The following is a 22,402-nucleotide window of genomic DNA, read 5'->3' as shown; positions in this document are numbered from 1 at the left end:
CCAAGCGTGGGGTTAGAGCCAGCCCTGCGCCACCATCCACTCGTCGTTATATATCTTACCCAGGTAGCGCGTGCCGTGGTCGGGCAGGATAATCACCATCGTGTCGGCTTCAGTAAGATGCTCACGGGCATAGGCTAAAGCGCCAAATACAGCCGAGCCACAGCTCCAGCCCACAAACAAGCCCTCCTCCTTGGCCAAGCGGCGCGTCATTAGGGCCGCGTCTTTATCCGATACTTTAATAAATTGGTCGATAACGTCGAAATCAACGTTTTTGGGCAAAATATCTTCACCGATTCCCTCCGTTTTATAGGGATATATCTCATTCTGGTCAAATATTCCGGTTTCTTTATATTTCTTAAATACCGAGCCGTAGGTATCGAGGCCCAAGGTGAAGATATTGGGATTCTGCTCTTTCAGGTACTTGCTGGTGCCGCAGATGGTGCCGCCCGTGCCCACGCCAGCCGCGAAGTGGGTAATTTTACCCTCGGTACCGGCCCATATTTCGGGGCCGGTAGCCTCGTAATGCGCCGCAGTGTTAGAAAGGTTGTCGTACTGGTTGGGGTAGAACGAGTTGGGCGTTTCCTTATTCAGGCGCCGGGCCACTGAGTAGTAGCTACGCGGGTCTTCGGGGGCTACATCGACGGGGCAGACGACCACCTCGGCGCCCACGGCGCGCAGAATGTCCTGCTTTTCCTTGCTTTGCTTGTCGCTCATCACAAACACCGTTTTGTAGCCTTTGGCGATGGCGGCCAGCGCCAGGCCCATGCCGGTGTTGCCGCTCGTGCCCTCGATAATGGTGCCGCCGGGCTTCAGCAGGCCCGCCTTTTCGGCATCTTCAATCATGCGCAGCGCCATGCGGTCTTTCACCGAGTTGCCGGGGTTAAAATACTCTACCTTAGCCAGTATAGTGCCTTTTATACCTTCCGTGACTTTGTTAAGCTTCACAAGCGGCGTATTGCCGAGGGTATCAATAATATGGTTGAAATACATGCTAGGTGCTGGGAGGGGAAATAAGAAGGCAATGAGCCCACAAAGGTAAGAAGCCGGGCGGCCGGGCCCGACCGTGTGCGTAATGCCCGCCCCGGCCCTACTTTTGCCCCAATTAATTCCTCCCAACAAGTTAGCCGCCCATGAGCGTTCTCGTCAACAAAGATTCCAAGGTCATCGTGCAGGGCTTCACCGGCTCCGAAGGCTCGTTCCACGCCCAGCAAATGATGGATTACGGCACCCAGGTAGTCGGCGGCGTAACGCCCGGCAAGGGCGGCACCGAGCACCTCGGCCGGCCCGTGTTTAACACTGTGGCCGATGCCGTAGCCGCTACCCAGGCCGATACCAGCATCATTTTCGTGCCCCCGGCTTTTGCGGCCGATGCCATTCTGGAGGCTGCGCAGGCCGGTATTAAAGTCATCGTGACCATTACCGAGGGCATTCCGACCAAGGACATGATTGCGGTGAAGCACTACCTCAAGGACCGCCCCGGTATTACGATGGTGGGCCCCAACTGCCCCGGCGTTATCACGGCCGGCGAGTGCAAAGTGGGTATCATGCCCGGCTTTATTTTCCAGAAAGGCCGCGTGGGCATCGTCTCGAAGTCGGGCACGCTGACCTATGAGGCCGTTGACCAGCTTACCAAAGCCGGCCTGGGCCAGACCACAGCCATTGGTATCGGCGGCGACCCCATCATCGGTACTACCACCAAGCAGGCCGTGGAATTGCTGATGAACGACCCCGAAACCGAAGGTATCGTCATGATTGGTGAAATCGGCGGCGGCATGGAAGCCGAAGCCGCCCGCTGGATTAAGGAAACCGGCAACAAGAAGCCCGTGGTAGGTTTCATCGCTGGCCAGACGGCCCCTCCCGGCCGCCGCATGGGCCACGCCGGTGCCATCGTGGGCGGGGCCGATGACACAGCCGCCGCCAAAATGGCCATCATGCGCGAGTGCGGCATCCACGTGGTGGATTCGCCCGCCGAGATTGGCGATACCATGCTGCGCGTGCTGGGCGGCAAGTAATTTTTGCCTTTAATAAGCTGGAGAAGCCGCTGCTTACCTTAGCAGCGGCTTTTTTATCTACTTATGCTTAAAGTCAGCTTACTAGCGCTAGGGCTAGGCAGTTTTACTGTCCCTCTGCGGGCTCAGGAAGTATCCGCTTCGTTACCAGTTGATAGTTTACGCAACCAATTAGCAAAGCCATCGGGCAAACTCAGGCGCGGCTTTTTTGGGCGGCGAGCCCAGGAGCAAGCTATGCATTACACTTTTATGCTCCTGCAGATGGCCAGCGCGCGCTCACTGGGGTTAGGGTCTACTTACAGGCTTTTGGACGTGATACTGCCAGGGGTCAAATACGGGTACGCCTAGCCAGTGTAACCGATGCTGGCGCGCCAGCTGATGATGACCTAGCACCTACCCAACTGGTCTTAACTGAGCCCGTACTACAGGCAGCAACAAAGCCGCTGCTACTTACTTGGGCAAGCAAGTCGGTGCCGGTGCCTAATAAAGGTTTTTTATCGTGCTCGAAGGCTTGGGTAACACGCCCGATGAATACACTACCAACTCACCGGCAACTGCTCATTCCATTTGCGCGGACTGCTATACAATAGGGCAGCGTAATGCCCCTAACGCCCCCTTGCGCATACTGCCGGCATCGAGTGTCCCTAAAATACTGGCGGCAAAACCATCGGCTCTTCCGGTTAACTACTGGATGCGGGGCGGCCACCTTGCCATTTGGCAGCCTTTCCCAACTAGTAAGGAAGTGCCCTTAGTGGAGGTACTATTTGAATAGCATAACGCGGATTTTACCAACGAGCGGGGGTTCTTAGCGAAAATCTACCGTCCGCAGTGCGTCTCGCATGGTATCGTTACCAACAGCATATCTACTATGCGGTGGCTAATGCCCGGTCAGCAAGTTTTTTGAAAGCAAGTAATAGCGAGCAATGCTTTTTACCGCAGCCTATGTACACAAAAAAGCTCCGACTTATATCGGAGCTTTTTTGTACTACAGAACTTAGTCCGTAAATCATATGCACCAGCCAGCGCTAAGTACTTCAAGCGCTTTTTGTATGGGCCAGGCGCACCTCGATTTGCCCGTTTTGCACGCGCACCTCGAAGCTGGGCTGCGGCTCGGTGGCGGGGCCGGCCAGCACGCAGCCATCTTTTAGGGAGAATACCGAGCCGTGCCACGGGCAGCGCACGCTGCCATCGGGCAGCAGCGTGCCTTCGGAGAGCGGGCCGCCCAGGTGCGAGCAGGTGTGCGCGATGGCAAAAATCTCTCCGTTCTTGCGGGCCAGCAGCACCGGCACGCTGCCGGCTTCGACGCGCTGCATGGTATTTTCGGCCAAGTCGACATCGGGCAGCACGCCGACGAACTCACTCGGGTATTCGACTGAGGTGGCCGTGTGGTCTACGCTTACCTGCTCACCATAGACCAGGTGCCCGCCGAGGTAAGCCGAAGCCGACACCACGCCATAGCCCAGCAGCGATAAGCCAATGGCCGCGCCGCGCGAATTTTGCTGCCGCCGTAATAGATAGGAAGTAGTATAAAGCGCCGTAGCCCCAATGTTCAGCAGGCCGTGCATCAAGCCAAGCTTGCGCTTTTTCTTGGTTGTGCCCGTCCAGTCGGTCAGGCCGGTTATGGCTGCCCCTACTGCGCCAACCAGGCCGATAAGAATTGCCGCATCGGCACCCGGCGCCAGCTTGCGCTGGCCGCACAACGACAAGCCATCCAGTACGGCGGCCGTCGTCCAGGCCCCAATGGGCACATCCGTAATAATCGGGTGCAGCGGATGGCCGAGCCAGGTACCATGCAGAAAATTCTTGATTTTCTGCCCTGCTTCTCCACCAGCTTCAAATGCCTGTATCACAGCGGGCTGAATAGCATCGCCGGCCGTGCCCAGCCAGTCTTGCCGGGTTATGGTATCCAGTATGGTTTCCTGCGTCATGGAGTGCTGGTCTAGGTTAGTAAACTATGAAATGAGGCGGTGAGGAAGCCAGCTTCTGCACTAGAAAGCCGAAGCACCGACTGGCTACGCCTCACGCCGAACCGTTACATTCCTGTACGCCGTACCTTCCGGCAGGTTGTGCCGGCCGCCTGGCTCCTGCTGAAGAGCCGCAAGACTATTCTTCACAGGTGGCTTCTACGGTTGTGTTGTAAAGGATGAGCTAACAATTGCCGCAGACTGATAGGTCAGCTATTTATATGCCACCGCGTACCAGCAGGTGATTCAGCGGCCCGGCCATTACCAGGAATAAGCAGGTGCGGCATTCATTTCCTGTAAAATTGAAACTCATACGCAACAGTATAAACAGGTTTCCGGAAGCTTGGCTGGCAAGTGGGAGGCACTGCAATATTAGCCAGCTACTACTTATGGGCGAAGCGTTGCAGGCAGCCCGTTCACCTCCTCACGTTTTGCGTAACAGCGGCGGTAATACCCTTCCGATACTCTCGCCTTTTCCTATGTCCGATTACTCATGTGATGCGCTTATCATTGGCTCGGGCCAGGCCGGCAACCCGCTGGCCCGCGCACTGGCCGAAGCCGGCCGCACCGTAGTGCTGGTAGAAGAAGCACAGCTGGGCGGCTCCTGCCTCAACTACGGCTGCGTACCAACAAAAACCCTGATAGCCTCGGCCAGGCGAATGCACGATGTGCGCACGGCCGCCGAGCTGGGCGTGCAGCTGACTGGCGGTGCCCGGCTGGATATGCCGGCCGTTATCGCCCGCAAAAATGCTTTGCTGGCCACGTCACGCCACAGCCTGCGCGAGTCGCTGGCGCCGACGCACGACAACATTCGGGTGTTGCACGGGCATGCCGCCTTCACCGCGCCGCACCGGGTGCGGGTGCAGGAAACTCCGGAGAAAGTCAGTACTATTAGCGCCAAACAGATTTTTATCAATACCGGTACCCGCGCCGCCGTACCCGACATACCGGGCCTGGCCGAAGCCGGCTTTCTGACGACCACCGAGCTGCTCGACTTGCCGGAAGTACCCGAGCACCTGCTTATAGTGGGTGGAGGCTATATCGGCCTGGAATTCGGGCAAATGTTTCGGCGCTTCGGCAGCCGCGTGAGCATCATCGAAGCCGGCGGGCAGGTGCTGGAGCACGAAGACGGCGACGTATGCGAGGCGTTGCAGCAAGCGCTCACCCACGAAGGCGTGGAGTTTAGTATGCACGCCGATACCCGGCACGTTTCGCGGAGCGCGGCCGGGCAGTATACCCTGACAATCAGTACCAAACAGGGTGAGCGCCGACTGCACGGCACGCACCTGCTGGTAGCTACCGGCCGCCAGCCCAACTCCGACCGCCTCGGCCTGGAGCTGGCGGGCATCAACACCGACGAAGACGGGTATATTCGGGTAAACAGCCGGCTCGAAACCAATGTGCGCGGCATTTTTGCGCTGGGCGATGTGCACGGCGGGCCGCAGTTTACGCACCTGAGCTACGACGATTTTCGGGTAGTGCGCAACAACCTGCTGCACCAGGGCCCGCGCCGCTCGGCCCGGCAGCGCCCCCTACCCTACTGCGTGTTTACCGACCCCGCCCTCGGGCGCATTGGCCTGAGCGAGAAGCAGGCCAGGGAACAAGGCATTGCCTACCGGCTGGGCAAGCTGCCCGTGCGCCACATCAGTCGGGCCCAGCAAACGGGCCAGCTCACGGGCTTTTGGAAGGTACTGGTAGGCCCCGACGACCGCCTGCTCGGGGCCGCCATCGTAGGGCCCGAAGCTGGCGAAATCATGACCATGCTGCAAATTGCCATGATGGGCCGCCTCCGCTATCAGCAGCTGGAGGAGATGGTCATCGCGCACCCCGTGTGGGCCGAAGGGCTAAATGTGCTGTGGAAGGAAATGAAAGCCGTTTGAGTAAAGTGAGTGCTGTCGCTTTGCTTAGCCTATCGAACAGTGCTCTTACTATTCCCCCTATTTGATTTTCGCTACGCGCACGCCTACAGCCATAATACCCGGCAGCTGGTTTTGGCGCATGTACTGCTCCAGGGTTAGCTTATAAGCCCCTGGCCGGGCAAAGTGCTGCTGCTTTAGGGCCAGGAACTGGTGGTCGAAGATATCGCCGGTGCCCGCGCCCAGCGGCTCGCCGGTTTTGGGGTTCATCAGGATAAGCTGGTGCAATAGCGGGGCCCGACGGGCCGACCATTGGGGCCGGTGAGCGTATGCTTGAGATAGAGGTTATAAAACCCATAACCGGAGGCGTTACGCACGTTAAAAAACACGTTGTAGCGCGCCGTGGTATCGGTAATGGTGAATGTAAAGGCCGGGCGCTGCTGCACATCCCATACGTACGCGTCGCCGGTGGGCGATTTCAGGTCCACGTTTTCCTCATACACGCGGTTGGGGTCGCAGGCGCTAAGGCTGGCCAGGCCGGCCAATGCCAGCAGAGCCCGCCCATTGCGGCGGACCCTGCTGGTGGCAGAAGCAAGAGAGAGCTGCATAATAGCTTAAGAGGCGCTTGGAGGAGTAGAGGAAGCCGAAGTAGTACCTGCTTCGCCCCGCCGGCCGCTGCCGCCCCGACGGCCCCGGCTACGACCACCCTGCCCACCTTCGGGGCGGGGCTGGTCGCCGCCTTCGCGGGGCGGGCGCGGGCTTTGCTGGCCCGCGGCGGGGTCGTTGCGGCGCGGGCGCGGCTCCTGCTCGGGGCGAGAGCCAGCGCCTTCGCCACCTTCCCGATTGCGGCCGCCCCGACGGTTGAGTGGCCGGGCCGCCGCCCCGCGCCGGCCCCGCGGCTCGGGCTGGGATTCGGCCGGCAGCGGCGCGGCGCCGGGGGCAGCGTCGACCCGAGGCGTGGGGGTTGGGCTCTCGGGTCGTGGCGGCCGCGGGCTGCCTTCGGCGCGCGCCGAACGGCTGCCTTCAGGACGTTCGCGGCGGCGCGGTTCCCGGCTTTCGCGGGCTCCCGTGGCTCGGCAGCCGTAGCAGCGGCGTTGGCTTCGGGAGTGCCGGTGGGGCGCTCGCTGCGGTCTTTGCGCTTGCGCTTGCCGCGCTTGCTGCCGGCTTTTATCTGGTCGTCGAGGCGGTCGAGCTCGCCTTCCATCAGGGTCGAAACAGCGGGAGCGACCTCCTCTTCCTGGCGCGGGCCAGCAGGGTATCAGGCTTCTCGCCGCGCTTGTTCATTTCCAGCACTTCGCGCACGCGCTCGGCCCCCAGCATCACCCAATTGTTGTCGCCTTTGAAGGCAAACCACATGCGCTTGCGAAAGATGTCGGTTTTCTGCAAAAACGCCTCGCCCGTTGCCACTTGTAGCGGGCGCTGCACCTGCGGAATATCCTTCAGGGCATCGAGGTAGGCATCCAGCTCATAATTGAGGCAGCACTTGAGGCGACCGCACTGGCCGGCCAGCTTCTGCGGGTTGAGACTCAGGTTCTGGTAGCGGGCGGCGGTGGTGCTCACCGCTTTAAAGTCGGTAAGCCAGGTAGAGCAGCACAGCTCGCGGCCACACACGCCGATGCCGCCGATGCGGCCGGCTTCCTGGCGCAGCGATATCTGGCGCATCTCTACCCGCACCCGAAACTCGTCGGCCAGCCGCCGGATAAGCTCCCGAAAGTCAACCCGGTCTTCGGCAGAATAATAGAAGAGCGCCCGCGTACGGTCGGCCTGATACTCGACGTCGGAGAGCTTCATCTTGAGGCGCAGCTCGTCCACAACCGCGCGGGCCCGAAACATGGTACCGTTTTCGAGGTCGCGCACGGCCTGCCAGCGCTCTTCATCATCGGGAGTGGCTACGCGCAGAATGGGGCGAATATCGCGCGAGTCGGTCGGCACTTTCTTCTTGCGCATCTGCAGGCGCACCAGCTCACCCTTGAGCGAGACGTGGCCCAGGTGCCAGCCCGAGCCGGCGGCCTCTACTACTACCGCATCGCCGGTAACCAGCGGCAGAAATTTATCGTTGCGAAAAAACTCTTTGCGCCCGCCCTTAAAGCGAACTTCCACGCAGTCGAACCCGCGAAAGTCGCTGGGCATATCTACGTCGGCGAGCCAGTCAAATACATTAAGCCGGGTACAGCCGCCCGAAGAGCAGCCGCCTTTGGAGCCGCAGCCACCTACCTTACTGGTAGAGCAGCCGCCGCCGGATGAACAAGTAGCACAAGCCATGAGGCTGAATTATCTATAGATGAGGCGGCCACGCCAGAGAGGCCGCACGAAAGGGGGAACTTAGCAAAGATAACCCATTCGGCAAGGCGAAAAGTTTGGAAAGAAACTACCGCTCGCTGTTCAGCACGGCTCCTTGGAGCCAGATGCGGCGGCTGTCGGCGCCCACCTGCGCTCAGTTTCGACCAATTCTTACCTAGAGCCTTTTCCAAATCCGTGCACCGGGCGGGCTGCTGGCAGCCCACTCCAGCTAAGCTGCTCCCGGACCTGAAATTTACGCTGGTTGTTGCCCATAATGGCCAGCTCTTCCTGGGCGAGCGTGAAACGGCGGGCCACTCTGGACAGCATAGGCCTGTACACTAACTACTGATTATTTTAATATAAATACTATATTTTTATAAATACGATGTTTATTTACAATTCAACTACATGCGTAAAGTTATAAAAAATGTTCTTATAGCATATTAGCAACAATGTTACGCAAATGTGTAACATTTAGGCATTTGTTTAGCTACCAATTGCGGAATAAAAAATCCTTTTCACATTTGGGAACAATTTTCATTTTCTTTTCACCCTTTTCCAAACCAAACCAATGTTCAAATTTTCCGCACTACTGGCCATAGGCGCTGCCCTCACGCTCGCCGGCTGCCAGAAATCTCAGGATGTGGCTACTCAGCCCACTCAAATTACCCCCGAGGTAACCGCCCAGGTAAAAGCCCTGGGCTTTGGTACCGGCGACCTTCGGGCCGTCGAAGGTGGCTATGTGGTAGAAGGCGATATCCTGCTCACGCCCCAAGTGCTGGCCGGCGGGACCGACTATAAGCTGCTGCGCGTGGGCTCTGATGAGCAGTACCGCACCACCAACCTGGTAACCGGCCTGCCCCGTACCCTCACCGTAAGTTTGTCGACCCAGTTCCCGTCGGCCTACGTAACGGCCGTTGACGAGGCCATCCGCCGCTACAACGCGGCTAATCTGCAGCTGCACTTTACCCGTATCACTTCGGGCACGGCCGACCTGCCCGTCAAGTACTCTTCAAACCTGGGGCCGGGTGTTCTGGGCCAGTCGGGCGGATTTCCCACCAACGGCAACCCCGCGCCTGGCTTCACGCTGGTGCCCAGCGTGATTAACAGCACAAACACCAATTACATTGCCACCATCATGGCGCACGAGATGGGGCACTGCATTGGTTTCCGGCACACCGACTACATGAACCGCGCCTACAGCTGCGGGGGCAGCGCCTCGAATGAGGGAGCCAGCGGCGTAGGAGCTATTCTCATTCCCGGTACACCTTCGGCCGCCGACCCCAATTCCTGGATGCTGGCCTGCGTAGGCAACGGCGTAAACCGGCCATTCAACACCAACGACGTAACGGCGCTGAACTACTTGTACTAAGCTTCCCCGCTTAGGCTGCTAAAGCCCCGGTCTGCTCCGCAGGCCGGGGCTTTTTTTTGCCAGTAGCTGGTATAAGCACCCGCTCAAGAGCACAGAACTATTTACATTAAGTAATTCTATTATTATTTACTAGCGCCATTTCCAAGTCAGTGTAGGGGCTGCTGGCTTTTCGCCGGCTGTCCGCTCGTCGTTCACGCCATTTGTTCATCTAACGAGCGGACAGCCGACGAAAAAGCCGGCAGCCCGCCCAATTCGACTTCCTGAATAGCTTCAATTAAAATAAGGTCGTCATGCTTCGACAAGCGCAGCATGACGACCTTATTTAAGAATATTTTATAATTACAATATTATATTTAATATATATTAAATATATTCACAATTCATTAAATACATCACCTCGTAATTAACTGTTATTCAATAAGCAGCACCCGGCGGGTGAGCGCGGCGCTACCGGCTGGAGCAGCCCGTAGCAGGTACACGCCCGGACGCAGGCCGGTCGTAGCCACCAGGTTGAGGGCCCCATTGACGGTGGTCGTGCGTACCAGGCGGCCCAGGGCATCGTAGAGGCTGATTTGCAGCTCCGCACCGGGCTCGCCGGCCACCTGCAGGTCTTGCCCTACCAGGGCTGGTATCGGAAACACCAGCAGCTCGTGGCGGCGCACCAGCTGCACCGTTACCGTATCGCTGTAAAACTGCTGCCCGCTTGCATCCTGCCCCACAATACGGTATTGATTGAGACCCGTGGAGGCGCCGAGGTCGGTAAAAAGGGTAGTGAGACGCGTCACGGGCAGCAGCGTCTGGACTGGCTGAAAGCCGCCCGGCCCAAGGCGTTGGAGCTGCACTGACTGCAAATGATAAAGACTACCCAGCACCAGCGATAAGCGTGCAGTATCCGCAATGGGCTGCTGCGCCAAAAACGAGCGGATGTAGCAGCTGACTCCTGCTTCGAACAGGTTGGCAGTAGCTCCGCGCTCGGCTAGTTTGCCACTTAGTATGGGGGCTACTGCAAAGTAAGGCCCCGCATTCTGGCTGGGCACTATACTCAACAAGGTATCGGCTACGAGCCTGAAGGGCTCCAGAGCCGTCGCACCCAGCCGATACACCTGGTACTGCGCAGCCCCCGGCGTAGCGGGCCACGTCAGGAGCGTAGCAGCGGGGCAGATGTAGCCGACGTGCAGCGGCAACGGCCGGGCCAGCGCAAAAGTATCAGACACAACCACCTGGCTACCAAATACGCAGCGAAGCTGCGCCAGCGTGGTAGTATCAGGCGCAACCCAGCTGTAGGTACGCTGGCTCAGGTCGACGCCCGCCGCCAGGGTGCGCCAGGTGGCCTGCCCTACTGGGCGGTAGTCGAGGCGACCAGCTGCGGGCGGGCCGGCCCAGGCCCAGCGCAATAGCGTGGGCTGGCCCGGACGCACATTGAGCAAGCTGCTGGGTACCAACCATTCCAGGCCGGGAGCTGTCACTTCGTAGGCCAGGCTGAATGCCTGTGGGCCGCTGGGCACGGCGTAGCCGCGCACCCGCAGCTGATAGGTGCCCGCCACGGGCTGGTCGATAGTTACCTGCTCTACATTGTTGAGGTGGTCGGCACCACGGCGGGCAGGCAGCGCCAGCGAGTCGAGGCTGGGATAAGCGCTGAGCGTCCAGGGCAGCCACTGCGTGCTGCCCGGCCCCTGCACCGCCAGGTCGAGGTCGTTGACGAGTGCCTTAGCGGCGTTGGCCGCCGCCTCGGGGTCGGTCCAGACCAGCGTCACTTTCAGCTGCGCCGTACCTGGCGGCACAGGAAGACTAATGACCTGTTCCTGACTTTGCGCCACGGTGCCAGAGCGGTAGCGGCCTTCCAGCACCGTTCGCACGGCCCCCAGGGCATCTAGCTGGCCAAAGCCCGACACAAAATTGACTTGCGGCCGGCCCACCTCGTCGGCACTGTTGATAAGCGCTGCCTTTACCAAAGCGGCGGGGGCAAGGTGCCACCCTGGCTATCGCGGTACGCCTGCTGCACGAGCAAGGCGGCCCCCGACCCCAACGCGGACGCATCGGACGAGCCCGCGTCGCCATACGCCACCAGCTCGGGCTTGATACGGCCATCATAGGCCGGCCCGCGCGAGCTAAGCGCCGCCACCTGGCCCAGCGCATCGGTAGCACCAACGGCCAGCGAATTTTTCGACATCTTAAACTGACCGGTAAGATTGGCCACGGCCACCAATCCTTTGTACAAGCCGTCAGCACTGGCGTCGGTTCCTGAATTTCCCGACGAAAAAACGTGTAGCAGCGTGGGCAGCTGACGCGTCTGCTGGTCGTAGCCCAGGGCTTCGAGGCCATAATAATTTTCGATACCCGTACCGTAGGAATGATTTTGTACGCTCACGCGCAGCTTGATAAGCTCATCGTTAGCATCGGGCAGCAGGTTGGAATAGGACGATGACGCAATAGCCGCTTGCCGGGCGGCCCCCTCCCCGCCGGCCCCGAGTTGCCGCCGCCCGCAATAAGCGTGGCCATAATGCTGGCGTGCGCCGAGGCGATAACCGTCCCGGCCGGTGTATTCAACAAGCGCCCCCGAAAGTCGAGGTCAGTAGCATCCAAGGGGTTTTCCTTAATACTTACCGTCAGGCCCTGACCGGTAAGCGTTGGATAGTGCCGCTGCACGGCTCGCAGGCCATTTACGGCCAGGTCGGCACCATTGAGCAGGCGCTCGTCGTGGGCTGCGCGGTCGGGCACATCTATGAACTCAACCAGCGGCGAGGCAGCCAAAGCAGCCAGCTGCTTCACCGTCAGATTCCTGACTGTTAGCGTAGTTGCACTAAGGGGGCCCGAATCAAGCTGCATTTCGGGCTGCGACTGCTTTGCCCACTGCCAAAAGGCCGCCGCATCGCGCACCCGCAAGCGCACTGCATGGCGGCCTGGGCTACGCTGAATGGCAGCCGCCACCCTGGGAGCCAGCTTACTGTCGGCAATCTGCCCCAGCACTGGCGAGGTACTTAGCAAAACCACACCAGCCAGTGCAAGAAGCCAGACAAATCTACGCTGAACGTACTTTTTCGGCATTAATTCAAGTAAAACGTATCTTCTGTACTCTAGTATCTATTCGCACTAACAAGATACGCAAGGGCTGAAAAAAGCCCGGTTGCTTACTCTTTTCTCAGCGTAAGCAACCGGGCTCAATATTATCAATTACCTATACTACTCGCCGGGCTTGAGCACCACTTTCACGCAGTTGTCTTTTTTATGACGGAAGATGTCATAGCCATGCGCGGCCTGGCTTAGTGGCAGGCGGTGCGAGATAATATCGTCGAGCATTACTTCGCCTTTGATAATGTGCTGCAATAGCTTGTCGATATGCTTGTGGGCCGGCGCCTGACCACCTACCAGCTTAATACCTTTATCAAAAAACTGCCCGACCGGGAAGTTGTCGTTGGTCGTTACGTATACGCCCAGCACCGATACCACGCCGCCGCGCCGCACGGCGCTCATGCAGGTTTCCAGCACTTTAGGCGAGCCTTTTTCAAGGTTGACAACGGCCTTGGCGCGGTCGATGAGGTCGCGGTCGGGCTCGAAGCCCACGCAATCGACGCAGACATCGGCCCCCGTCCTTCGCTCATGTCGCGAATGAGCTGCACCACTTGGTCGTGGCTTTCCCACAGAATGGTTTCACAGCGCGTGGTTTCCTTGGCCTTATCGAGCCGATACTGTTGGGTATCAATGATAACGACGCGGGCAGCACCGCGTAGCCAGGCGCTTTTAGCGGCCATAATGCCTACCGGCCCAGCCCCAAAAACAGCAATAAACTCCCCGCCCCGCACCTCGGCCCAGTCGATACCGGAATAGCCGGTCGGAAAGATATCAGTCAAGAACAACACCTGCTCATCAGTCAGAAAGTCAGGCACTTTACGCGGACCAAAATCGGCATAAGGTACCCGCACATACTCGGCCTGGCCGCCGTCGTAGCCCCCGTAGAGGTCGGTGTAGCCGAAAAGCGCGCCGCCTTTCTGGGTCATCAGGCCACCCTCGGGCCATAGTGCTCGGGGTTGGAGTTTTCACAGTGGCCGGGCAGCGCGTGGTTGCAAAAGAAACAGGTGCCGCAGGCAACCGGAAAAGGCACTACCACGCGGTCGCCGCGCTTAAGGTTACCCACGCCGCGGCCCACTTCTTCCACAATGCCCATGAACTCGTGCCCAAGCACCATGGGTGAGGTAGGCAGGCTGCCGTTGTAGATGTGCAGGTCGGACCCGCAGATGGCCGTACTGGTTACGCGAATGATGGCATCGCGCGAGTCTTTCAGTTTGGGGTCGTCAACTGTATCGACGCTAACGTTGCGCGGGCCGTGAAACACTAATGCTTTCATGTGGAAAAGAGAAAAGGAATGGATTACTTGCCTGGATTAACGGCCGGCCCGCCACCCGGTTGCGTATTCCCAGCCCTTTCTTCACTTCTGCAACGTGGCTACAACCGTGCAGCTAGCTACCCGCCTTAGCCCGATAATCTGCGCTGTTTTTCATTACTACTATCTCATTATGAACGGGCTCTTACGCTATCAGAGCTGATAGATGCTAATGCCCTTACTGGTGATGAAATAAGCAAACTGGTCGCCGAGCAGTATCTGGCGCACACTTGTTGCATCGAGGCCGGCCGGCAGCGGCTGCGTGCGTTCGGTAAGGCTGTAAAGGTGAAAGAAGTGTAGTTCTCCGCCACTGATGTATACCAGCTCATCGCCCCGAAACGTGATAAAATCGAGGCCGGTAAAAGGCAGCTTCTTGCGATAGTTGCCGAGGTTATCGAACACGAAGATGCCGCTGGTGTGGTCCACGAGGTACACGTTGTTCTGGTACTGACGCAGAAAGCGGAAGTCGGGCCGGCTATGGCCGATAATGAGGTCGAGCGGTGTATTCTGCACCACGCGCAGCGCCTGGGGGTCAAACTCGCGGAGCGTCAGCGTACTTTCATCGAGCAGCCAGAGCAAGCCATCGGGGGCCAGCGTAGCCGTGCGGATGGTACCGTCGATATAATCGGCCAGCCGTATTTCGCTAAGCGGCGCCAGAAAGCGGTCGAGCAGCAGCACCTGCTGCCGGTCGTCGTAAAAAACCAGCAGACTGTTCTGGTTCCAGGCTTCTACCACGGCCACATGGCCGGGTTGCGTGGGCGAATAGGTATTGAGCGGCTGCCCGTCGCGGGCCAGCTGCCGAAGATTATTGTCCTGGTCGGCCAGGTAAAGCGTGCCGCGCCGGTCGAGTGAGGCCGCGCCGGGGCCGGGCAGCGTCAGGGTTTTCACGAGCGTCCAGGTGCCCGGCGCGGGAGCCAGTACGCTGGCAGCCGGAGCTTTGGCAGCCGGAGTTGTTTCGACCGGCGCCACGCGGCCGGCCGGGGCCACCGAGGCAGCCCCAGGCACGGTTTGCGCCTGCACCAACGCGCAAGGTAGAAAAAGCAATAAAGAGGCCGCAACCACGAGGCGCTTCGCCGCCCCAGGCCTCCACTCCTTTCTTGCTACTCGACTATTCCGCCTGCCTGCTTCAACCCGTAAACTCCTGCAAAACCATCGTACTGCCATCATACACGCCATACGAACAATAATTGACCCATTCGCCGAGGTTAATATAGCGGCTGCCGGGGCCGACGGCCACATCGAGCGGCAGATGGCGATGGCCGAACACGTAATAGTCGTGGTGCTGGCGCTTTTCGAGCTCGCGGCAATGCACCAGCAGCCATTCATCCTCCCCAAAATAGGTAGCGTCGGCCGCGCCGTTCTGGATGCGCGAATGCCGGCTCCAGCTATTGGCAATGCCGATGCCGAGGTTGGGGTGCAGGCGGGCAAAAAGCCACTGCGTAAAGCGCGAATTAAATACGGGCTTCATGAGCCGCTTGTAGGCAAAGTCGCCCGGCCCCAGGCCATCGCCGTGGCCAATATGAAACAGCTGTGTACCCATGCGCTGCGATACCGGCTCGCGCAGAATAGGAATGCCCATTTCCTGGGTAAAATAGCCAAACATCCACATGTCGTGGTTGCCAGTAAAGAGGGTAATGGGCAGCCCGGCATCAGTCAGCTCGGCCAGCTTGCCCTGCAAGCGGCTAAATCCGCGGGAATAGCGTGCTTATACTCAAACCAAAAATCAAATACATCTCCTAAAAGATATATTGCTGCGGCATCCTGGGCTGCCATATCGAGCCAGCGCACAATGCGACGCTCCCGCTCGCGGGAGGTGGCAGCGTCGGGCGCACCCAGATGAAAATCGGAGGCAAAATACACGCGCTGCCCCGGTGCCATTGCCAGTGGTGGCAGCTCAGGCAATGTTTTCGGCATCATCTTCCAGTAAGAATAAGCTGAGCCGACGCGGTCCGTGGGCTCCCAGCACCAGGGTTTTTTCAATGTCGGCCGTGCGGCTGGGGCCGGTAGTGAGCGAGAGCATAGAGGGCAGCGCCGTTCCGTAGCGAGCCTGCACGGTACGGAGCGCGTCGCCGATTTCGGCTACTACCTGGCTTGGGCGGGCTAGTACCAGGTGCTGGTCGGGGTAGATGCTAAGGCGCCGGCCGCTGGCTGAAGCGGGTGTTACTACCAGGCTGCCCGTGCGGGCTACCAGCGCCTCACAGGAAGTAAGGCCCACGGCGGCCTGCGCTTTAAAATCAGCTTCTGTGGCCTGAAACGGCACCTGGGCGGTGCTAAGCAACGCCTGCATAGCTGGCTCCCACACGTAAAACTGCTGGCCGGCCGGCAGGTGCCCGGCTAGCCAGGCACGCAACTCACTGCCAAGCTGCGCCAGACTCTCGCAGTAAAAAAACTCGCCCCCGATACGCCGAAAACTATTCGCAAACGTCACGGCCAGGTCGGTGGCCGGCAGCGGCGGATGCACCGGCGCTACCCAATCGGGCACGGGGGGCACCGGGGCCGGCCCGGCGGCCAGGGCCGCACGGATTCGGCCTAACAGTTTATCGCGCGATGAAAGCATAAGACAAAGGTAGCAGCCACCAAAAAGGCCAGCCTTGCGGCTGGCCTTTTTAAAGCAGACACTAAATATACAGAATAATCTATACTGCCTCCGGCTCGTTGAGGCCGGGCAGGTGTGGCTCGGGCGTGTCCTGGCCTAAGGGCAGGCCGGGATGCTCTTGCTTGAGGTCACTCAGGGTTTCGGAGCGGTCGGTGCCGGCCATATGCGCCTGATAGGTCGTTTGCTCATCAAAGGGGCGCTTGCCCACGAGGCGCTCGAGGTCGTCTTGTAGCAGCACTTCTTTTTCCAGCAGCTCCTTGGCTACCACCTCCAGCTCGTGGCGGCGCTCTATCAGCAACTCCTTGGTGCGGATATACGCCTGCTCGATAATGTGGCGGATTTCTTCGTCCATGAGCTGCGCCGTGGCCTCCGAATAAGGCTTCGAGAAGCCATACTCATTCTGGCCCTTCGAGTCGTAGTACGACACATTGCCGAGCTTCGAGTTCATGCCGTAGATAGCCACCATCGACTGCGCTGTTTTGGTAATGCGCTCGAGGTCGCTGAGCGCGCCGGTCGAGATTTTGCCAAATACGATTTCTTCCGCAGCGCGACCGCCCAGCGTCATGCACATCTCATCGGTCATCTGCTCTACGTTGTACAGGAACTGCTCGCGGGGCAGGTATTGGGCATAGCCCAGCGCCGCTACGCCGCGCGGCACAATGCTCACTTTGACCAGCGGGTCGGCGTGCTCCAGAAACCAGCCGGCAATGGCGTGGCCGGCTTCATGGTAGGCCACAATCCGCTTTTCCTGGGGGCTGATAATCTTGTTCTTCTTCTCAAGGCCCCCGATTACGCGGTCAATAGCATCGGTAAAGTCCTGATTCGTGATAAACTTCTTATCGCGGCGCGCAGCAATAAGGGCGGCTTCGTTGCAGACGTTCGCAATTTCGGCGCCCGCAAAGCCCGGCGTTTGGGCCGATAGCCGCTTAGCGTCCACATCGGGGCCCAGAGTAAGCGGCTTGAGGTGCACGTTGAAAATCTCCGTGCGGCCGTTGATATCGGGCTTGTCGATGCTAATCTGCCGGTCGAAGCGGCCGGGGCGCAGCAGGGCCGAGTCTAGGGTATCGGGCCGGTTAGTGGCCGCCAGAATGATAACGCCCGAATCGGTGCCGAAACCATCCATTTCTACCAGCAGCGAGTTCAGGGTATTTTCGCGCTCGTCGTTGCCGCCGGGCATCGAGCCTTTGCTGCGCGAGCGGCCCACGGCGTCAATCTCATCAATAAAGATGATGCAAGGCGCTTTGGCCTTGGCTTGCTTGAACAAGTCGCGCACCCGGGCCGCGCCCACACCCACAAACATCTCGACGAAGTCGGAGCCCGAGAGCGAGAAGAACGGCACATCGGCCTCGCCAGCTACGGCTTTGGCCAGCAGGGTTTTGCCAGTACCGGGAGGTCCGACGAGCAAAGCGCCTTTTGGAATCTTACCGCCTAATATAGTGAATTTACTAGGGTTCTTCAGAAACTCCACAATCTCCTGCACTTCTTCTTTGGCTTCTTCCAGGCCGGCTACGTCCTTAAACGTAATCTTCACTTTATCACCGCCTTCAAAAAGCGCCGCGCGGCTCTTGCCGATGTTAAAAATCTGGCCGCCGGGGCCACCCGCGCTGCTCATGCGGCGCATGAGGAACACGAACAGGATAATGCTGAGAATAATCAGTCCGTAGCTGCTCACGATATCGAGCAGGCCCACGCGGTCCACGGGGTCGAGGCGCAGGCGCTGCTCGGCCGGCTTGTTGGCCTGGAGCTTATCAAGCTGCTCCTGAAAATACTTCGCGTCGAAAATCGGGAAGTAGTACTGCGCGCCCCGGTCGGCAAACGGCCCGCGGTGTGCCGTGAGGTCGCGCTGGTATTCAGGCTTTTGCAAAGCGGCCGGCGTAAGACCAACCTCTACGGTTTTCGAGTTGACGAGTGACACATCGTGTACATCGCCCGCGGCCAGCATTTGCTCAAACTTCTGCTGATTGATTTTAATAGCGGCGTTCTGATTATTAAACCAGAACATCCCGATAAAGAGCACCAATAGCCCCGCCATCACCCAAAGCTGTACTCCCGGCCGGGGCGTGGGATTAGGCAGCGTGGGCTTGCGGCGTTTAGTGGGCGTCGTATCAGACATAAAAATTAACTTAGTTTAATGGACTTGAAAGCAACCGCGCCAGACCAGCGTTGTTGGCAACGCTACCCGCAGACGCGGCTGGCAGCCCGATACTTTAGTGCCGGGCCACGTCGGCCGTATCTTCGATATGGGTAATCTCGGCATCGCCCCACAGCTCTTCCAGGGCGTAGAACTGCCGGCGGTCGCGCAGGAAAACGTGGACGACAACGTCGACGTAATCCAACAATATCCACTCGCGATTGGTGCGGCCTTCACTTTGCCAGGGGGCCTGGCCGGTCACTTTTTCTACTTCCTCTTCTACGGAGCGAGCCAGGGCGTCGAGCTGGGTATCGGAAGAAGCCGAGCAGATGATAAAATAATCGGCCACCGCATTTTTCAACTCTTTTAGGTTGAGAACTACAATGTCCATTCCTTTGCGGTCCTGGAGGCCGCGAACGGCTACGTCTGCCAATGTGTCCGAATCCTGTCGAACCAAGGTGCTCTTCATAGAGTAAGTTTACGTTTTTACCTAGCTAATATACGACTGCTAACCTCCGTGGTCATCAGCCCAACTACCTTATTCACGGGCCAGCAGCTTATCTGGCTGCCCGCCTGCCCTTCCACTAACTCCGAAGCGCAGCAACTGTTGCGCGAAAACCGGGCCAGTGAAGGATGTACCGTCATAACGGACGACCAGTTTGCCGGCCGCGGCCAACGTGGCAACCAGTGGCTGGCCGCGCCGGGCGAAAACCTGACGCTTTCCATCGTGTGGCTGCCCACGTTTCTCGACGCCAGCCAGCAGTTTTTGCTGAGCCAGGCCGTGGCGCTGGGCGTGTACGACTGGGCCGCAACGCTGCTTCAGCCCTCGCCGCAGCTGCGGCTGAAGTGGCCCAACGACCTGTATTTCGGAACCCAGAAGTTTGGGGGAATTCTCATCGAGAACAGTCTGAGTGGTGCAAAGATTCAGTCCAGCGTTGTCGGCATTGGGTTAAATGTGAACCAGCGGCACTTCGCCGTGCCCACGGCTACCTCGCTGGGCGTGCTCACGGGGCGCTACTTTCAGCGCGGGCAATTGGCCGCCCGCCTGCTTGAGTGCCTGGAGCGGCGCTACTTGCAGCTGCGGGCCGGCCAGGTGGGCGAGATACGGCGGGCCTACCTGGCGGCACTCTATCGCTACCACGAATGGCACGACTACGAGGTGGGCGGCCGCCGCGTGCGCGGCCAGATTGTGGGCGTAGAGGCCGATGGCCGGCTGGCCGTGGAAATAGGAGGCGAGGTGCAGCGCTTTGCCTTACAGGAAATCAAGTACCTGTAAGACAAGCAGGACGGACGGCGCTACATTCGCTGCATGAGGCGTTGGCACACACTTTTTCGGGTTGCGCTGGGGCTGGCCTTTCTGGTGCTGCTGGCCGGGCTGGCCGACCACCTCTGGCCGCTGCCGCCGGCGCCGCAGTACTCGCCGCTGGTGCTGGCCGCCGACGGCAGCGTGCTGCACGCCTACCTCAGCCCCACCCAGAAGTGGCGCATGAAAACCGAGCTGCCGGAGATAACGCCGGCGCTGCAAACGGCTATTATTGAGAAAGAAGACCGGTACTTCCGGTATCATTTCGGCGTCAACCCCCTGGCGATAGTGCAGGCGGCGGGGCGCAACCTGCTGGGCCGGGGCCGCACCACCGGGGCCAGCACCATTACCATGCAGGTGGCGCGGCTGCTGGAGCCCAAAGCGCGCACTTTCGGCAATAAGCTGCTGGAGATGCTGCGCGCCGTCCAGCTGGAGGCCCACTATAGCAAATCCGAGCTATTACAGCTCTACCTCAACCTGGTGCCTTACGGCTCTAATATTGAAGGCGTAAAGTCGGCGGCATTGCTTTATTTTCAGCAGCCGCCCGATTATCTGTCGCTGGCCCAGACGGTTACGCTGGCTATTATTCCCAATCGGCCGGGCGGGTTGGTGCTAGGGAAAAACAATGCGCAGATTGTGCAGGAGCGCAATCGCTGGCTTCGCTATTTCGGGCGCCGAAAGCTCTTTCCGGCCCAGGATATCGCCGATGCGCTGCTGGAGCCGCTGGCCGTGCATCGGCACCCCGCCCCTGCCCTGGCCCCGCACATGGCCCGGCGGCTGGTGCTAAGCCAGCCAGCTGAGGTGCTCATTCACAGCACCTTGTTGCCGGCAACCCAGGCTAAGGCCGAAGACCTGGTCCGCAACTACGTGCGCCGTCTGGCCACGCTGGGTATTTCGCAGGCGGCCGTGCTGGTGGTAAATAACCAGACCCGTGCCGTAGAAGCCTACGTAGGCTCCATCGATTTTCAGGATGCGGCCGCGCTGGGGCAGGTCGATGGCGTGCGGGCGGTGCGCTCGCCGGGCAGCACGCTCAAGCCCCTGCTCTACGGGCTGGCACTCGACCAAGGCCTGCTGACGCCCAAAACCGTGCTGCCCGATGTGCCCACCAATTTTCAGGGCTTCCGGCCCGAGAACTTCGACAAGCACTGCCAGGGCGAGGTGACTATGGAGCGGGCACTGACTTACTCGCTCAATATTCCGGCCGTGCGCGTGCTGTCGGCGGTGGGGGTTGATAATTTTACCGGCAAGCTGCAGCAGGCTAGCTTTCGGCAGGTGGCGCGCGATGCGCCCCGGCTGGGCCTGAGCACCATTTTGGGTGGCTGCGGCGCCACGCTGGAAGAACTGACGGGCCTGTACGCAGCCCTGGCAAATAGTGGGCGCTGGGAAGAATTAAAAATTATTACTGAAAAACAGAAAACTGCTAAAGCCGACGCAAGCGTCAAGGGCACTTCGGGTAAGGGACCAAATCCAATTTTAATTTCCGAGGCGGCCGCCTACCTCATCACCGATATTCTGGCTCAGCGCACGCGGCCCGACCTGCCCTTCGATGCTGCCGCCAGCCGGCACCTGCCGCGTATTGCCTGGAAAACCGGCACCAGCTACGGCCGCCGCGATGCTTGGAGCATCGGCTACAACCGACACTATACAATTGGGGTGTGGGTAGGCAATTTTAATGGCCAGGGCAGTCCGGCGCTAACGGGAGCCGACGTCGCCTCTCCGCTGCTTTTCGATTTATTCAATACACTGGCCTACAATGGGCGCAACGAATGGTTTACGCCGCCGGCCAGCCTCGACTTTCGGCTGGTATGCGCCGAAACCGGCCAGGTACCGGGCGAGCACTGCCCGAATCAGCTGCTCGATTATTACCTGCCGGGCGTGTCGGGGAGCCAGCGCTGCCAGCATTTGCAGGAAGTACTGCTTTCGGCCGATGGCCGGTATTGCTACTGCCGGGCCTGTGCCCCGGCCAGTGGCTACCGACGCGAGCTGTTTGCGAACCTAAAGCCCGAGGTACTGGCCTTTCGCGAAAGTCAGGGCTTGCCCACGCGCCGCCTGCCGCCGCACAATCCTGCCTGCCGCCTGGTGCACGGCACCGACGAAGGCAGCAACACCGGCCCGGATGCTGCGCCGCAGCTTGCCATCACCTCGCCGGCAGCCCATGCCGAATACGTGCTCGATGCAGCCGAAAAGCAGCAGCTACGCCTCAGCTGCGCGGCTCCGGCCGAAGTACGCCGCGTGTATTGGTACATAAATGACCGGTATCTGCAAGCGGCCCCCGCCACGGCACCGGTATTTTTCCGCCCGCCCCAGGGTGAGGTTAAGATATCGTGCGCCGACGACCGCGGGCGGACGGTGGAGGTACGGGTGCTGGTGAGGAAACTATACTAACTGCCGCCGCAGCCCTTACTTCGTACCAAAATCTGCTTTTGACTTAACAGACTGCCTATTAGCCGTGTATCTGGCACAGTGCTTGCCACCTCATCGATAGTCACTGCCTTACCTGTTTAGCTTAGCAA

16 protein-coding genes and 3 pseudogenes are annotated in these 22,402 nt (G+C 59.4%); 5 read left to right on the top strand and 14 right to left on the bottom strand.

From position 1 onward, the window contains the following. Positions 1-15: 15 nt before the first annotated feature. Positions 16-990: pseudogene (locus GKZ67_RS01780) on the bottom strand (PLP-dependent cysteine synthase family protein); the annotation flags it as partial. Positions 991-1,130: 140 nt separating this feature from the next. Here GKZ67_RS01780 and sucD point away from each other — a divergent pair. Then, the gene (gene sucD / locus GKZ67_RS01775) at positions 1,131-2,012 is read left to right on the top strand and encodes a succinate--CoA ligase subunit alpha (protein ID WP_173240888.1); all 882 of its coding nucleotides are present in this window, start codon (positions 1,131-1,133) and stop codon (positions 2,010-2,012) included. A 1,031-nt stretch (positions 2,013-3,043) separates the two neighbouring features. Here sucD and GKZ67_RS01770 read toward each other — a convergent pair. Next, positions 3,044-3,937 carry a DUF2231 domain-containing protein gene (locus GKZ67_RS01770; protein ID WP_173240887.1) on the bottom strand — a complete coding sequence of 298 codons (894 nt, stop codon included), beginning with the start codon at positions 3,935-3,937 and terminating at the stop codon, positions 3,044-3,046. A gap of 515 nt (positions 3,938-4,452) precedes the next feature. On the opposite strand from GKZ67_RS01770, the gene GKZ67_RS01765 reads away from it, so the two are divergent. After that, on the top strand, positions 4,453-5,853 hold the full coding sequence (locus GKZ67_RS01765; protein WP_173240886.1) for a mercuric reductase: 1,401 nt from the start codon (positions 4,453-4,455) through the stop codon (positions 5,851-5,853). 57 nt (positions 5,854-5,910) lie between these two features. Here the strand turns inward: GKZ67_RS01765 and GKZ67_RS22900 are convergent, their stop codons facing one another. The 3 genes from GKZ67_RS22900 to GKZ67_RS01755 form a co-directional block, all read right to left on the bottom strand. Beyond that, entirely contained in the window at positions 5,911-6,099 is a 189-nt protein-coding gene (locus tag GKZ67_RS22900) for a gliding motility lipoprotein GldH (protein WP_254245004.1), read from the bottom strand. After that, entirely contained in the window at positions 6,099-6,437 is a 339-nt protein-coding gene (locus tag GKZ67_RS22895; RefSeq protein ID WP_254245003.1) for a gliding motility lipoprotein GldH, read from the bottom strand. The genes GKZ67_RS22900 and GKZ67_RS22895 overlap by 1 nt, the downstream gene beginning before the upstream one ends. Positions 6,438-7,032: 595 nt before the next feature. Then, entirely contained in the window at positions 7,033-8,091 is a 1,059-nt protein-coding gene (locus tag GKZ67_RS01755) for a stage 0 sporulation family protein (protein ID WP_173240885.1), read from the bottom strand. 589 nt (positions 8,092-8,680) lie between these two features. On the opposite strand from GKZ67_RS01755, the gene GKZ67_RS01750 reads away from it, so the two are divergent. Beyond that, positions 8,681-9,481, top strand: a complete 801-nt coding sequence (locus GKZ67_RS01750) for a M57 family metalloprotease (protein ID WP_173240884.1) — start codon at positions 8,681-8,683, stop codon at positions 9,479-9,481. A 410-nt stretch (positions 9,482-9,891) separates the two neighbouring features. Here GKZ67_RS01750 and GKZ67_RS01745 read toward each other — a convergent pair whose 3' ends face one another. From GKZ67_RS01745 to rsfS, 9 genes and pseudogenes are all read right to left on the bottom strand, one after another. Beyond that, on the bottom strand, positions 9,892-11,433 hold the full coding sequence (locus tag GKZ67_RS01745) for a T9SS type A sorting domain-containing protein (RefSeq protein ID WP_173240883.1): 1,542 nt from the start codon (positions 11,431-11,433) through the stop codon (positions 9,892-9,894). After that, a complete protein-coding gene (locus GKZ67_RS01740; protein ID WP_173240882.1) occupies positions 11,427-11,849 on the bottom strand; it encodes a S8 family serine peptidase in 423 nt (140 codons plus the stop codon). The genes GKZ67_RS01745 and GKZ67_RS01740 overlap by 7 nt, the downstream gene beginning before the upstream one ends. Then, on the bottom strand, positions 11,846-12,448 hold the full coding sequence (locus tag GKZ67_RS01735; protein ID WP_173240881.1) for a hypothetical protein: 603 nt from the start codon (positions 12,446-12,448) through the stop codon (positions 11,846-11,848). The genes GKZ67_RS01740 and GKZ67_RS01735 overlap by 4 nt, the downstream gene beginning before the upstream one ends. 213 nt (positions 12,449-12,661) lie before the next feature. Next, positions 12,662-13,823 (bottom strand): annotated as a pseudogene (locus GKZ67_RS01730) (zinc-dependent alcohol dehydrogenase). Between the two features lie 189 nt (positions 13,824-14,012). Continuing rightward, complete coding sequence (locus tag GKZ67_RS01725; RefSeq protein WP_173240880.1) at positions 14,013-14,882, bottom strand: hypothetical protein; 870 nt, start codon at positions 14,880-14,882, stop codon at positions 14,013-14,015. A 103-nt stretch (positions 14,883-14,985) separates the two neighbouring features. After that, positions 14,986-15,773, bottom strand: a pseudogene (locus GKZ67_RS01720) (UDP-2,3-diacylglucosamine diphosphatase). Then, positions 15,754-16,416, bottom strand: a complete 663-nt coding sequence (locus GKZ67_RS01715; RefSeq protein ID WP_173240879.1) for a lactate utilization protein C — start codon at positions 16,414-16,416, stop codon at positions 15,754-15,756. Before GKZ67_RS01715 ends, GKZ67_RS01720 begins: the two are co-directional and overlap by 20 nt. A 79-nt stretch (positions 16,417-16,495) precedes the next feature. Next, a complete protein-coding gene (gene ftsH / locus GKZ67_RS01710) occupies positions 16,496-18,568 on the bottom strand; it encodes an ATP-dependent zinc metalloprotease FtsH (protein WP_173240878.1) in 2,073 nt (690 codons plus the stop codon). Between the two features lie 94 nt (positions 18,569-18,662). Continuing rightward, entirely contained in the window at positions 18,663-19,055 is a 393-nt protein-coding gene (rsfS, locus tag GKZ67_RS01705; RefSeq protein WP_151087571.1) for a ribosome silencing factor, read from the bottom strand. 48 nt (positions 19,056-19,103) lie between these two features. Here rsfS and GKZ67_RS01700 point away from each other — a divergent pair, with 48 nt between their 5' ends. Further along, entirely contained in the window at positions 19,104-19,862 is a 759-nt protein-coding gene (locus GKZ67_RS01700; RefSeq protein ID WP_317172213.1) for a biotin--[acetyl-CoA-carboxylase] ligase, read from the top strand. A gap of 33 nt (positions 19,863-19,895) precedes the next feature. Continuing rightward, positions 19,896-22,274 carry a penicillin-binding protein 1C gene (gene pbpC, locus GKZ67_RS01695; protein ID WP_173240877.1) on the top strand — a complete coding sequence of 793 codons (2,379 nt, stop codon included), beginning with the start codon at positions 19,896-19,898 and terminating at the stop codon, positions 22,272-22,274. Positions 22,275-22,402 lie beyond the last annotated feature (128 nt).

This window comes from Hymenobacter sp. BRD67 (genome assembly GCF_013256425.1).
GTDB lineage: Bacteria > Bacteroidota > Bacteroidia > Cytophagales > Hymenobacteraceae > Hymenobacter.
This window is presented reverse-complemented; position numbering and strand designations above follow the sequence as displayed.

What these genes read in the sequence shown, in the direction of transcription:
- GKZ67_RS22895 (WP_254245003.1), bottom strand. Translation starts at nt 6,437, where the DNA reads ATGCAGCTCTCTCTTGCTTCTGCCACCAGCAGGGTCCGCCGCAATGGG.
- GKZ67_RS01765 (WP_173240886.1), top strand. Translation starts at nt 4,453, where the DNA reads ATGTCCGATTACTCATGTGATGCGCTTATCATTGGCTCGGGCCAGGCC.
- GKZ67_RS01755 (WP_173240885.1), bottom strand. Translation starts at nt 8,091, where the DNA reads ATGGCTTGTGCTACTTGTTCATCCGGCGGCGGCTGCTCTACCAGTAAG.
- ftsH (WP_173240878.1), bottom strand. Translation starts at nt 18,568, where the DNA reads ATGTCTGATACGACGCCCACTAAACGCCGCAAGCCCACGCTGCCTAAT.
- rsfS (WP_151087571.1), bottom strand. Translation starts at nt 19,055, where the DNA reads ATGAAGAGCACCTTGGTTCGACAGGATTCGGACACATTGGCAGACGTA.
- GKZ67_RS01715 (WP_173240879.1), bottom strand. Translation starts at nt 16,416, where the DNA reads ATGCTTTCATCGCGCGATAAACTGTTAGGCCGAATCCGTGCGGCCCTG.
- GKZ67_RS01750 (WP_173240884.1), top strand. Translation starts at nt 8,681, where the DNA reads ATGTTCAAATTTTCCGCACTACTGGCCATAGGCGCTGCCCTCACGCTC.
- GKZ67_RS01770 (WP_173240887.1), bottom strand. Translation starts at nt 3,937, where the DNA reads ATGACGCAGGAAACCATACTGGATACCATAACCCGGCAAGACTGGCTG.
- GKZ67_RS22900 (WP_254245004.1), bottom strand. Translation starts at nt 6,099, where the DNA reads ATGAACCCCAAAACCGGCGAGCCGCTGGGCGCGGGCACCGGCGATATC.
- pbpC (WP_173240877.1), top strand. Translation starts at nt 19,896, where the DNA reads ATGAGGCGTTGGCACACACTTTTTCGGGTTGCGCTGGGGCTGGCCTTT.
- sucD (WP_173240888.1), top strand. Translation starts at nt 1,131, where the DNA reads ATGAGCGTTCTCGTCAACAAAGATTCCAAGGTCATCGTGCAGGGCTTC.